The 12,368-nt window shown below is 67.6% G+C and carries 12 protein-coding genes and 1 pseudogene; 6 read left to right on the forward strand and 7 right to left on the reverse strand.

Annotated features, from left to right (window positions below; translation table 11 throughout):
- Window positions 1-145 precede the first annotated feature (145 nt).
- Both KIP89_RS14670 and KIP89_RS14675 read left to right on the forward strand, forming a co-directional pair.
- Complete coding sequence (locus KIP89_RS14670) at window positions 146-910, forward strand: 3-deoxy-manno-octulosonate cytidylyltransferase (RefSeq protein WP_213756282.1); 765 nt, start codon at window positions 146-148, stop codon at window positions 908-910.
- On the forward strand, window positions 907-1,758 hold the full coding sequence (locus KIP89_RS14675) for a prephenate dehydratase (protein WP_213756284.1): 852 nt from the start codon (window positions 907-909) through the stop codon (window positions 1,756-1,758). Before KIP89_RS14670 ends, KIP89_RS14675 begins: the two co-directional genes overlap by 4 nt.
- 6 nt (window positions 1,759-1,764) lie before the next feature.
- Here the strand turns inward: KIP89_RS14675 and KIP89_RS14680 are convergent, their stop codons facing one another.
- The 4 genes from KIP89_RS14680 to fabA all read right to left on the reverse strand — a co-directional run bounded on the left by KIP89_RS14680 (window position 1,765) and on the right by fabA (window position 5,842).
- A complete protein-coding gene (locus KIP89_RS14680; RefSeq protein WP_213756286.1) occupies window positions 1,765-3,003 on the reverse strand; it encodes a sensor domain-containing phosphodiesterase in 1,239 nt (412 codons plus the stop codon).
- 138 nt (window positions 3,004-3,141) lie between these two features.
- Entirely contained in the window at window positions 3,142-3,975 is an 834-nt protein-coding gene (gene fabI, locus KIP89_RS14685; RefSeq protein ID WP_213756288.1) for an enoyl-ACP reductase FabI, read from the reverse strand.
- 34 nt (window positions 3,976-4,009) lie between these two features.
- Complete coding sequence (fabB, locus tag KIP89_RS14690) at window positions 4,010-5,230, reverse strand: beta-ketoacyl-ACP synthase I (RefSeq protein WP_213756290.1); 1,221 nt, start codon at window positions 5,228-5,230, stop codon at window positions 4,010-4,012.
- 105 nt (window positions 5,231-5,335) lie between these two features.
- A complete protein-coding gene (fabA, locus tag KIP89_RS14695; protein WP_213756292.1) occupies window positions 5,336-5,842 on the reverse strand; it encodes a 3-hydroxyacyl-[acyl-carrier-protein] dehydratase FabA in 507 nt (168 codons plus the stop codon).
- A 444-nt stretch (window positions 5,843-6,286) separates the two neighbouring features.
- On the opposite strand from fabA, the gene irrA reads away from it, so the two are divergent.
- Window positions 6,287-6,817 carry an iron response transcriptional regulator IrrA gene (gene irrA, locus KIP89_RS14700; protein ID WP_213756294.1) on the forward strand — a complete coding sequence of 177 codons (531 nt, stop codon included), beginning with the start codon at window positions 6,287-6,289 and terminating at the stop codon, window positions 6,815-6,817.
- A 63-nt stretch (window positions 6,818-6,880) separates the two neighbouring features.
- Here irrA and KIP89_RS14705 read toward each other — a convergent pair whose 3' ends face one another.
- Window positions 6,881-7,741: a LysR family transcriptional regulator gene (locus tag KIP89_RS14705; RefSeq protein WP_213756295.1), complete on the reverse strand. Its 861-nt coding sequence runs from the start codon at window positions 7,739-7,741 to the stop codon at window positions 6,881-6,883.
- Window positions 7,742-7,852: 111 nt separating this feature from the next.
- Between KIP89_RS14705 and KIP89_RS14710 the strand changes: the two genes are divergently transcribed.
- Window positions 7,853-8,257 (forward strand): 4-oxalocrotonate tautomerase, encoded by a 405-nt coding sequence (locus KIP89_RS14710; RefSeq protein ID WP_213756297.1) that lies wholly within the window; start codon window positions 7,853-7,855, stop codon window positions 8,255-8,257.
- Window positions 8,258-8,266: 9 nt separating this feature from the next.
- Here KIP89_RS14710 and KIP89_RS14715 read toward each other — a convergent pair whose 3' ends face one another.
- Window positions 8,267-8,857, reverse strand: coding sequence for an SH3 domain-containing protein (locus KIP89_RS14715; RefSeq protein ID WP_250152505.1), 591 nt, complete (start codon window positions 8,855-8,857; stop codon window positions 8,267-8,269).
- 199 nt (window positions 8,858-9,056) lie between these two features.
- Here KIP89_RS14715 and KIP89_RS14720 point away from each other — a divergent pair, with 199 nt between their 5' ends.
- The gene (locus KIP89_RS14720; protein WP_213756299.1) at window positions 9,057-10,058 is read left to right on the forward strand and encodes a 2-hydroxyacid dehydrogenase; all 1,002 of its coding nucleotides are present in this window, start codon (window positions 9,057-9,059) and stop codon (window positions 10,056-10,058) included.
- A 393-nt stretch (window positions 10,059-10,451) separates the two neighbouring features.
- On the opposite strand, the gene KIP89_RS14725 is transcribed toward KIP89_RS14720, so the two are convergent.
- On the reverse strand, window positions 10,452-11,324 hold the full coding sequence (locus KIP89_RS14725; protein WP_213756301.1) for a HesA/MoeB/ThiF family protein: 873 nt from the start codon (window positions 11,322-11,324) through the stop codon (window positions 10,452-10,454).
- 770 nt (window positions 11,325-12,094) lie between these two features.
- Here KIP89_RS14725 and KIP89_RS14730 point away from each other — a divergent pair.
- Window positions 12,095-12,238 (forward strand): annotated as a pseudogene (locus KIP89_RS14730) (site-specific integrase); the annotation flags it as partial.
- Window positions 12,239-12,368: the final 130 nt, after the last annotated feature.

Below are 12,368 nucleotides of genomic sequence, written 5' to 3' on the forward strand. Positions count from 1 at the left end.
GCGGTCTGAAACAGCCGCCAATGCCGCGGCGGAACTAATCATTTTGACGGTTGCCGTGCAACCCGTATAAGCGCGCCGCGGTTGCTACGTTTCGCCACGAGGGGCGAGGCGCACCGGCCGCGGTTCCGTAGCGAAGGCCCGCCCAATGTCCGCGCAGGACGTACTTATTCTCATTCCAGCCCGCATGGCCTCGACCCGGCTGCCCGGCAAGCCGCTGGCCGATGTCGGCGGCCGGCCGATGATCGTCGAGGTGGCGCGGCGTTCCGCCGCGGCAGGCATCGGCCGCGTGGTGGTCGCCACCGACGATGAAGGCGTGTTCGCCGCCGTCGCGGATGCCGGATTCGAGGTGGTGATGACCCGTTCGGACCACGTCTCCGGCTCCGACCGAATCTTCGAGGCGCTCGGCCGAATCGACCCGGACGGGCAGGTCGCGCGCATCGTCAACGTGCAGGGCGACCTGCCGACCATCGACCCGGCGCTGATCCGCGCCGCCCTCGACCTGCTGGACGACGCGGGCGTCGATATCGGCACGCTCACCGCCGAGATCACCGATCCGCATGAGCGCACCAACCCCAATGTGGTGAAGGTGGTCGGCAGCGCGGTGGCGCCGGGCCGGCTGCGCGCGCTCTATTTCACCCGCGCTACCGCCCCTTATGGCGAGGGCCCGCTGTTCCACCATATCGGCCTCTACGCCTATCGCCGGGCGGCGCTGGAGCGGTTCGTCGCGCTCGCGCCCTCGCCGCTGGAGAGCCGCGAGAAGCTGGAGCAGCTGCGCGCGCTGGAAGCGGGCATGCGGATCGACGTCGCCATTGTCGACACCGTGCCCTTGGGCGTCGACACGCCGGAAGACCTCATAAAGGCGCGCGAGCTGATCGCGCGCGAAGACGCCAGTCAGGGACGTGCATCATGAGCCTGCGCCGCACCGTCGTGTTCCAGGGAGAGCCCGGCGCCAATTCGCATATCGCCTGCCGCGAGGTCTTCCCGGATCATGAGGCGGTGCCCTGCGCCACCTTCGAGGACGCCTTCGCGGCGTTGCAGAATGGCGAGGCGGATCTGGGCATGATCCCGATCGAGAACTCGGTCGCCGGCCGGGTGGCGGACATCCACCACCTGATGCCGACCTCGGGGCTGACCATCGTCGGCGAGTTCTTCCTGCCGCTGTCGCACCAGCTGATGGCGATTCCGGGCGCCTCGCTGGCGACCGTGAAGACGGTCGAGAGCCATGTCATGGCGCTCGGCCAGTGCCGCAACATCATCCGCAAGCTGGGGCTGAAGGCCATTGTCGGCGCCGACACGGCCGGCTCGGCGCGGCTTGTGGCGGAAGCGCGGGACGAGAGCCGCGCCGCCATCGCCTCGCGCCTCGCGGCGGAGATTTACGGGCTCGACATCATCGCCGAGAATATCGAGGACGAGGCCCACAACACCACGCGCTTCGTCATCCTCGCCAAGGACGGCGAATGGGCGCCGGCCGGTAACGGGCCGACCGTGACCAGCTTCGTGTTCCGCGTGCGCAACGTGCCGGCGGCGCTCTACAAGGCGCTGGGCGGCTTCGCCACCAATGGCGTGAACATGACCAAGCTGGAATCCTACCAGCTCGACGGCGAGTTCTTCGCCACCCAGTTCTATGCCGATGTCGACGGCCACCCGGACGACCGTCTGGTGAAGCTGGCGCTGGAGGAACTGGCGTTCTTCTCCAAGGAGCTGCGCATCCTCGGTGTCTACCCCGCCCACGCCTACCGGATCGCGCTCAGGGCCTGAGCTGTCTCAGGCCGGCGCGCGGGGGTGCTCGAACAGTTCGAGTGCGGCGGCCAGCGGCATCGGGCGGCCCAGCAGGTAGCCCTGGACCTTCTCGACGCCGAGCTGGCGCAGGGTCTGGAGTTCGGCCTCGGTCTCGACGCCTTCGGCGATGATCCGGCTGTTGGTCTCGCGGGCGAACCGGATCAGCGCCGCCGCCAGCGCCCGGCGCGAGGGATCGAGGTCGATATTCCGGGTCAGGTTCATGTCGAGCTTGATCAGGTCGGGCCGCAGATGAAGGATGTGCTGGAGGCTGGAATAGCCGGTGCCGGCATCGTCCACCGCCAGCCGCAGCCCGCGCGTGCGGAATTCCTGCAACGCCCCGATGATCTCCTCGTAATTCTCCACCATCTCGTGCTCGGTGAGTTCCACGACGATCCGCCGGGACGGATGTCCGGCGAGGATGGCGTTCAGCTCCGGGCTGAGCAGGGTCGCCGGCGACGCATTGACGGTGAGGTAGACCTCCGGCGGGAAGGCCGGCAGCGCCGCCAGCGCGAGCCGGATCGCGGTGATTTCCAGCTCCAGCCCCAGCCCGGTCTCGGCCGCGTCGGCGAACCATTCATTCGGCGGGCGCGACGGGGTGGCGGAAATGCGTGACAGGCATTCGACGCCCAATGGGCGGCCGGTCGCGACGTTCCAGATCGGCTGGTAGACGATGGATATCTGCCCGTCGTCGATGACGGTGCGGACCCGGTCGCGCTTCGTCTCGAAGCTGCGCCGGAGGGCGAGGGCCTGCTCGATCTCGAAGGCGGCGAGTTCGGCGAAGGCCTTCATCATCTGCAGGTCGCGCTGGCGCAGCGACGGGTCGGGATGGGGCCCGAGACAGCAGAACATGCCATAGGCGCTGCCATCCCTGAGCCGGATCGGCACGCTCATATGCTTGCCGATGGGCAGCGCCGTGGTGATCGGCAGCGCCATGGCGTTGGGCTCGGCGGAGGTGTCGGGCATGAATTCGGGAATGCGGCCCGCCAGAATATGCCGGCAATAGACATCGTCGAGCGAGATGGAATCGCCGACCTTGATCATGTGCTCAAGGCCGGGGGCGTCGACCTCGCGGAACACCGAGTTGTTCCCGACGAACTCGGAGATATAGGCGACCTCCATGCCGAGATGGCGGCGGACCACCTCAATCATCCGGTGCATCATGCCCGGCTGCCGGGTGCCGGTGCCGATGGAAACCAGCCAGTCATGCAATGACGTGTCGTCCATCTGCCTGGTCACCGACCCGGCCACAGCGTGCCAGCATTCCCATGATAGGGCGCGCCTCGCCTATGGCGTCTGGTCAGTCTAGTTCCGGCCAAGCGGAGATCAAGGCCTGAGGTCGGGTCAGCGGGCCGGCTGGCGCGCTTACTCCGCCGCCTCGCCGCTGACACTCGCCTCGGCGTCCTCGATGGCTTTCAGCGCGTCGGGGTGCGGCATGGAGATGATGTTGTAGCCGGAATCGACGAAATGCACCTCGCCGGTGACGCCGCTCGACAGGTCCGACAGCAGATAGAGCGCGGCGCCGCCGACCTCGTCGATGGTGACGGTGCGGCGCAGCGGGGCGTGGCGCTTCTGGTAGTTGAACATGAGGCGCGCATCGGCGATGCCGGCACCGGCCAGGGTGCGGATCGGGCCGGCGGAGATGGCGTTCACGCGGATCGCCTGCGGGCCATAATCGGCGGCGAGGTAGCGCACGCTGGCTTCCAGCGCCGCCTTGGCGACGCCCATCACGTTATAATTCGGCATCACCCGCGTGGAGCCGCCATAGGTCAGCGTGATCAGCGAGCCGCCATTCGGCATGATCGCGGCGGCGCGCTTGGCCAGCTCGGTGAAGGAGAAGCAGGAGATCACCATGGTGCGCGTGAAATTGGCGCGGCTGGTGTCGGCGTAGCGGCCCTTCAGCTCGTTCTTGTCGGAAAAGCCGATGGCGTGGACCAGAAAATCGATGCCGCCCCATTTTTCCTCAAGCGCCGCGAAGGTGGCGTCGACGGAGTCGAGATCCTCGACATCGCAGGGCAGCACCGTGTCCGAGCCGAGGCTCTGGGCAAGCGGCTTGACGCGGCGCCCGAGCGCCTCGCCCTGATAGGTAAAGGCGAGTTCCGCGCCCTGCGCCGCCAGCGAGCGGGCGATGCCCCAGGCGATGGAGTGATCGTTCGCGACACCCATGATCAGGCCGCGTTTGCCCTGCATCAGGCTCATTGTGGTTCTTCCTTCCGCCGTCGCGAGGGTCTGATCACGCATCCGGGTGCTGGAGAACCAGCACGGCATTGGTGCCGCCGAAGCCGAAGCCGTTCGACAGCACCCGGCCGAGCCGCGCATGGTCGACGCGCTCACGCACGATCGGCATGTCGGCGAAGTCGGGGTCGATTTCGTCGATATGGGCGCTCGCCGAGATGAAGCCGTTCTGCATCATCAGGATCGAGTAGATCGCCTCATGCACGCCGGTCGCGCCCTGCGAGTGGCCGGTGAGCGACTTGGTGGCGGAGATGGGCGGGCACTTGTCGCCGAACACGGCGCGGATCGCCTCGATCTCCTTGAGATCGCCGATCGGCGTCGAGGTGGCGTGCGGGTTGATGTAGTCGATGCCGCCCTTCACGTTCTGAAGCGCGAGGCGCATGGCGCGGGCCGCGCCCTCGCCGGAAGGGGCGACCATGTCGGCGCCGTCCGAGGAGGCGCCATAGCCGACGATCTCGGCATAGATGCGGGCGCCGCGCGCCTTGGCGTGCTCCAGTTCCTCCAGAACCAGAACGCCGGCGCCGCCGGAGATGACAAAGCCGTCGCGGTTCTTGTCATAGGGGCGGGAGGCAACGGCGGGGCGGTCGTTGTAGTCGGAGGACATGGCGCCCATGGCGTCGAACAGGCAGGACAGCGTCCAGTCCAGATCCTCGCAGCCGCCGGCGAACATGATGTCCTGCTTGCCGTACTGGATCTGCTCGGCGGCGTTGCCGATGCAGATATTGGTGGTCGCGCAGGCCGCCGAGATGGAATAGCTCGCGCCCTTGATCTTGAACCAGGTGGACAGCGTGGCCGAGGCGGTGGAGCCCATCGCCTTCGGCACCGCGAACGGGCCGACGCGCTTGGGGTTGGAATTCTTGCGGGTGATGTCGGCGGCTTCCACGATGGTGCGGGTGGAGGAGCCGCCCGAGCCCATGACGAGGCCGGTGCGCTCGTTGGAGATTTCGTTCTCCTCAAGCCCGGCGTCGCGGATCGCCTGTTCCATGGCGACATGGTTCCAAGCGGTGCCGCCGCCGTGGAAGCGCATGGCGCGGCGGTCGACGATCTCGCTGGGGTCGAGCTGCGGGGCCCCCTGGACCTGCGAGCGGAAGCCCAGCTCGACATATTTCTCGGCGCGGGTGATGCCGCTTTTGCCTTCGCGCAGCGAGGCCAGCACTTCCTGGGTGGAATTGCCGATCGACGAGACGATGCCCATTCCGGTGACGACGACGCGGCGCATAGGCTTCCTTTCCTCAAATACAGGCCCGACAGCGCCGCGAACGGCGCTTCGGCAGCGAGATGGCGCCCCGACGGGCGCCATGCAAGGACAAATGGGGCGACCGGGTCAGGTCTGGAACAGGCCGACCTTCAGATCGCCGGCGCGATAGATGACTTCGCCATCGGCCTCAAGCCAGCCATCGGCGATGCCGAGCACGAGCTTGGAGCGCATCACGCGCTTGAAGTCGATCCCGTAGACCACCTTCTTGACGCTGGGCAGAACCTGCCCGGAGAACTTGATCTCGCCCGCGCCGAGCGCCCGGCCACGGCCCGGCGAGCCCAGCCAGCCGAGATGGAAGCCGACGAGCTGCCACAGCGCGTCCAGCCCGAGGCAGCCCGGCATCACCGGATCGCCGATGAAGTGGCAGGCGAAGAACCAGAGGTCCGGATTGATGTCGAGTTCGGCGCGCACATGGCCCTTGCCGTTCGGCCCGCCATCCTCGGAAATCTCGGTGATGCGGTTGAACATCAGCATCGGCGGCGCCGGAAGCTGGGCATTGCCCGGCCCAAAGAGCTCGCCACGCCCGCATGCGAGCAGTTCCTCATATGTGAAACTCGTCTGACGCTCGGCCATCGTCCCCGTTACACCCACGTTGTTTTTCTACACTTGAGCGGCCACGCGCCGCCGACACAGATCGCGGCCCGTGCGCATGGCGCGGTCCGATCGCTGGGCTTCCTAACACAGGGGGAAGCGGGCTCAAAGCCGGCAGAGCCGCCCACCGGGGCGTAAATGTCAGGCAGGTGACGGCGTCATGCTCCGTCAGGGCCGGCGGGTCATGGCACAGGCCGGCTGGCGAGGCGGGTTTAATCGGCTGACGCGCGGTTCAGATTGGAATAATTACGATCATGCGCCGCGATATTGCCCCGTCCGCGGCCATGCAGATATAATACCAGTAACAAATGGCGACGCTGGCGGTTGGTTTTCCCCCGGCGCGTGCCTATTTTCAGATGCGGCCGTGCCGGTTTTTCCGTTCAGGAAAGAGCGGGCATGGCTTAACTACGATGGTTGGAAGTCGAGATGAGCGAAGCCCTTCGCCCCCACCCTATCGCGGTTTCCCGCATGGTTCTTGACGATTCGGAGCCTGTGCTGCCGGTCGCGAAGCTGCGTGACGGCGCCGCCACCGGGCGGACCGGTTGCCCGTTCCATGACGTGCGCCACATGCTGCGCGATGTCGGCCTGCGCCCGACCCGCCAGCGCCTCGCGCTCGGCTGGCTGCTGTTCGCCAAGGGCGACCGCCACGTCTCGGCGGAAATCCTGCACGAGGAAGCGATCAAGGCGCGCTTCCCGGTCTCGCTGGCGACCGTCTACAACACGCTGCACCAGTTCACCGAAGTCGGCCTGCTGCGCGAACTCGCCATTGACGGCTCCAAGACCTATTTCGACACCAACCCGTCCGACCACCACCACTTCTTCATGGAAGGCGAGAATCACCTTCTCGACATTCCCAGCGCGGCGGTCGAGGTCGAGCGCATTCCCGAGCCGCCGGAAGGCTATGAGGTGGCGCGCGTCGACGTGGTGGTGCGCCTGCGCCCCAAGCGCCGCGGCTGAGCGATCCCATCCAATCAACTCATTGAAAGGCCGGTCTCCTGACCGGCCTTTTTCGTTGGTGCCTTACGCCCGCTCGCCGCGTGTCGGGCGCAGGCCGGCGGCAAGTTCGGCCAGTGCCCGCCGGGCGGCAGGCTCGCCGGCGCGGGAGATCAGCATCACCGGAGCGGGCGGCAGCGGCGGCAGGTTGAGCCGCCGGCTCAGCTCTGTGCTGCCAGGCGGGGCGAGATGCGCGGCCATCGGCGCGATCGCAATGCCGGCGGCGACGGCGGCCGCGACCGAGGAGACGCTGCCGCCGACAAAGGCCTCACTCCAGCCGATGCCCGCCGCCTCCAGCGCCCGCGTCGCGGTGGCGCGCACGCCGCAGGGGGCGGCCAGCAGGGCCAGCGGCAGGCGGGTCCCACCGGGCGCGAAATCGCGGGCGGCGAACCAGCCATAGGGATCGCGGCGCAGCAGCTCGCCATCGCGCCGATCCCCCTCGCGCCGGACGATGACGGCGTCGAACGCGCCCGAATCATAGGCGTCGAGCAGGCTGCGGGAAAAGCCGAGCTGCACCTCCATCCGCAGATCGGGCACCGCCGCCGCCACCCGGCGCAGCAGCGGCGCGAGCGCATCGCCCACCGCATGGTCGCTAAAGCCCAGCCGCAGGCAGGGCGGGTTGGGGCGGTCCCACAGCCAGGCCTCGCGCTCCATGGCCAGCAGGCGCCGGGCGCGGTCGAGAAAGGCGGTGCCGTCGGGCGTCAGCCGGACCAGACGCGGCGTGCGCTCCAGCAGCGTGCGGCCGAGCCGCTGTTCCAGCTTGCGCACCTTCAGGCTGATGCCGGCCTGGGTGGCGCCGAGCGCCTCGGCGGCGCGGGTGAAGCTGGAGAACTCCGCCACCCGCACGAAGGCGAGCACCAGGTCGAGGTCGAGGGGCTGTTCGGTCATTTCAATTTGTTATCATTGATAGGTTCAACGACAACATTATCATATTACGCCGGAGGCGCTACGACTTCTCCCGTCACACGCCAGTCCGGTCACACGCCACGGGAGAGCATCATGCCGATGATCCAGATCAGTTTCGCCGCCGATTCGCGGCCCGCCATCGAACCGCAGATCGCCGCGCGGGCGGCCGAGCTGGCCGCGCGCTGGCTCGGCAAGGACCCCGCGCTCACCGCGGTGAGCCTCATCCGCGTGCCGGCGGCGCACTGGTTCTGCGCCGGACGCAGCCTGGCGGAGCAGGGCCTTGCCGGCTTCTGGCTGGACATCAGGGTGACGGAGGGCACCAACACCAAGGACGAGAAGGCGGCCTTCATCGCCGCCACCTTCGCCGCCATGGGCGAGCTGATCGGCCCGCTGTACCCGGAAAGCTATGTGCATGTGGTGGAAGCGCGCGGCGACGCCTATGGCTATGCCGGCCTTACCCAGGAGCGGCGCTATATCGAGGCCCGGCGGGCGCCGTGACGCGCGTCGTCAGTCGATCTTCTCGCCGGGATAGACGCCCCAGAGCTTTTCCTGCTCGACATAGCCGTCAAAGCCATTGTCGAAGAAGCGGCACCATTTGCCGTTGCAGTGATCGACCTTGCCGAGCACGCCCGGCTCCAGCCGCGCCTTGATCGACGAATCGGTGGACGGCGCCTCGCGCAGCGCGGCGGGTTCACCCTTCGACCAGGGGCTGACCAGCGCGGTGCGGCGGGCCGAGAGCATGGAATGGTAGACCCAGCCCTCCGCGCCATCCGCATCGCGGATGCGCCGCCAGGTCTCGAATTCGGCGGTGACCTCGACCGGCAGTCCGGCGCGGGTGAACACCCAGGCGACCGCATGGTCGCGCGTCGGGCCGGAGCGCACATTCACCTTGTCGGCCTTGAGGCTGACGAAGCGCGGCACGGGAAGCCCGCTCACCCGGCCGACCGGCCCAGAGCTCTGTTCCTGCGCCTGCGCGCGCGGGGCGGCGGACAGCGCCGCGCCGAGGGCGAAGCTGGCCGCGAGGGCCATGCCCAGCCCCAGCCGCCCACCCGTCATATTCCGACCCAGAGGCTTCGCCCCGACCCGAAGCCAGTCCATTCCCATCGTCTCGTCACCTGTTCGTCGGTTCGCGGCGTACCGCCCTGCCACTGCCGACACCGCCTGCACCGCAATTGCGGGCATTTTTGTGTTTACCGAATCCGTCTGCTAAGGATCGCGTCGTCCCGTCGGCGCCATTTTGGGGCTCCCAGCGTTAACGGGAGCTTGATTGTCGCGGGTGTTCCCACGGGGAGTCGACATGGGCCGCAAAAAGCCGCTGGTGGTCGTCACGCGCAAGCTGCCTGACAAGATCGAAACCCGCATGCGCGAACTCTTCGACGCCCGGCTGAATGTCGAGGATGCGCCGATGAGCCAGGCGCAGCTCGCCGAGGCCATGGCCACCGCCGACGTGCTGGTTCCCGCCATCTGTGACCGGATCGACGCGAAAGTGATCGAGGCGGCCGGGCCGAATCTGAAGCTGATCGCCAATTTCGGCAATGGCGTCGACCATATCGACGTCACCGCCGCCACCGAGCGCGGCATCACCATCACCAACACGCCCGGCGTCCTCACCGAGGACACCGCCGACATGACCATGGCGCTGATCCTCGCCGTGCCGCGCCGGCTCACCGAGGGCGCGGCGCTGATCACCAATGATGACGGCGCCTGGCCCGGCTGGTCGCCGACCTGGATGCTCGGCCACCGCATCTGGGGCAAGCGCCTCGGCATTATCGGCATGGGCCGCATCGGCCAGGCGGTGGCCCGGCGCGCCCGCGCCTTCGGCCTGCAGATCCACTACCACAATCGTCACCCGCTCCCCGCCCAGATCGAGGAGGAGCTGGAGGCGACCTATTGGGACAGCCTCGACCAGATGCTGGCGCGCATGGACATATTGTCCGTGAACTGCCCGCACACGCCGGGCACCTTCCATCTGCTCTCCGCCCGCCGGCTGAAGCTGGTGCGGCCCGACGCCTATATCGTCAACACCGCGCGCGGCGAGGTGATCGACGAGAACGCGCTGATCCGCATGATCGAGCAGGGCGAGATCGCCGGTGCCGGGCTCGACGTGTTCGAGCGTGAACCCGCCGTCAGCCCCAAGCTGCTCAAGCTCGCCCGCGCCGGCAAGGTGGTGCTGCTGCCGCATATGGGATCGGCCACGGTCGAGGCGCGCGTCGACACCGGCGAGAAGGTGATCGTCAACATCAAGGCCTTCATGGACGGCCACCGCCCGCCGGACCGTGTGCTGCCCTCGATGCTGTGAGGGAGCGCGGGGTGGTGTTCGGCTGTCAGGGCTGAACGGCGTCCGCGCCAGACGCCTGCGTCTCGCCTGCCTGGTGCTACCCGCCTGCGTGCTTCGAGGCGCGCTGCGCGCGCACCTCAGCATGACGAGGTTGCGTCAACTTCAGTCCGAATATTGCTGATAACGCCGCCCGTCATCCTGAGGTGCCCGGTCCTCGGCCGGGCCTCGAAGGACGCAGATGGCTGCGGACTGCGCTCCACAAGACGCGTCCCCGACCCGTCATCCCGGACGGCCAGCGGCCGATCCGGGATCGCATGCAGGCCAATCGCGCATGGCGAGCGAAACCGATCCCGGCTCTCGCGGCGCTCGGCCGGGATGATTCCTGCGGGCGCGTGGCGCCTTGCCGCTCGCCCGTCAGCGCCGATGCGCCGACAGATCGGTAATCGTCGGGTTGGTCCCGGTCAGCGGGTTGTCCGGGTCCCAGCCATAGCTCAGCGTCTCGAAGCGCATGGTGAGCGTGTCGATCATCAGCAGCCGCCCGACCAGCCCCTCGCCGAAACCGACCACGGCGCGGATCGCCTCCAGCGCCACCAGCGAGCCGGCCACACCCGCCACCGCGCCGAGAATGCCGGCCTCGGCGCAGCTCGGCACCGTGCCGGCGGGCGGCGGCTCGGGGAAGAGGCAGCGATAGGTCGGGTTCGGCGTGCCGTCCGGGCCCGTCTCATGCGGGCGCAGCGTCGTCACCGTGGCATCAAAACGCCCCAGCGCCGCCGTCACCAGCGGCTTGCCGGCGAGCGCGCAGGCATCCGACACCAGATAGCGGGTGGCGAAATTGTCGGAGCCGTCGATCACCACATCGACGCCGCCGATCAGCCCGAGCGCGTTCTCCGCGGTGAGCCGCGCCGTCACGCCCTCGACGGCGACATGCGGGTTGAGCGCGGCGATCATCGCGCCGGCGCTCTCGGTCTTCGTCCGCCCGATGGCGGCGGTGGTGTGGATCACCTGGCGCTGGAGGTTGGACAGCGAGACCTCGTCATCATCGACCACCACCAGCCGCCCGACCCCGGCCGCCGCCAGATAGAGCAGCGCCGGCGCGCCGAGCCCGCCGGCCCCGACCACCAGCATGGACGCTTTCTTCAGCTTCTGCTGGCCCGGCCCGCCGATCTCCGCCAGCACGAGATGGCGCGCATAACGCTCCACCTCCTCCGGCGTGAACAGCGCGGGGCGCGGGGAGGGGGCGGCCGAAGCGGCGGCAGGCGCCGGGGAGGCAGGGGTGTCGGTGCTCATCGCTGCTATATAGCAAGCCCGTCCGCCCCCGCCAGCGGCCGGGCGGACGCGTGCGGACGGATTTTCCGGGACGGCGGCGGGCGGGCGCCGACCCGGTTGCCCGCCCGCCGCGCATCGACTATGAAGACGCGTGATCCGCGGGCCGCGCCCGCCGGGCACCCGTAGCTCAGCTGGATAGAGCGCTGCCCTCCGAATGAGGCGGGTCGCTATCAACGCCATGAGCCTGACCCTTGCACCCCCAAGGACACGGTGAGCGCCGGCCTATCCCGGACGACTCTCGAGGCACAAACCCGCCACTTCCTGGTCATCCGTGACGTCCGCCTAGACCCGTTTCTCGGTGCATCAGCCAGCTGTCCGATGGAGTGGTGGCTACAGCCGTGAGCGCCAAGTTGTCAGGCAGTAGCTGGCGCTATGCGGGTGTAACACCCGCGCCTGAAATAGGTATTTTTGAGGGTTTCAGTCAAATCGTATGTTAAAGACAAGGCCTGAAATGTTGACATATGTTTACACTATGTTGACAGAAATGGTTCAATTTGGCGTTTTTGACCCAATGTAAAACTGCCCGCGATCTCGCATGGTGGCGCCTAGGCCCTTGTTTGGCGGCGACGTCCGACGATGAGCGAAAAGTTCGCGATATACATATTCGTCGCCATCGCGACCTTCGCCCGGCGTATTTCTAGCGTGCTTCCCGTCCTGAAGGCTCCACCCAACCGGGAATGTGCCTTGGCTATCCTCAGGGGGCGTCCTACGCGATGAGGCAGGAGGTGCCCATGGCGACGATCCGGAAACTACGCGGACGGTGGCAAGCTCAGGTGCGGCGCAAGGGCATGAAGTGCCGCGCCAAAAGCTTCGACACTCGAGCCGAGGCTGAACGCTGGGCGCGCACCCTCGAGACTGAGCTCGACCGGCATGGTGTTCTGAACCGCCCCGGCTTTGCCGGAGGCCCCAACTCCTGAGAGGATGGGGCTATGACGAGCAAGACGACGAACAAGTTCTCGCCTGAAGTGCGTGCCCGGGCGGTGCGGATGGTGCTGGATCACGAGG

The sequence above is a fragment of the Ancylobacter radicis genome (genome assembly GCF_018449475.1).
In the GTDB taxonomy this organism is placed as follows: Bacteria; Pseudomonadota; Alphaproteobacteria; order Rhizobiales; family Xanthobacteraceae; genus Ancylobacter; species Ancylobacter radicis.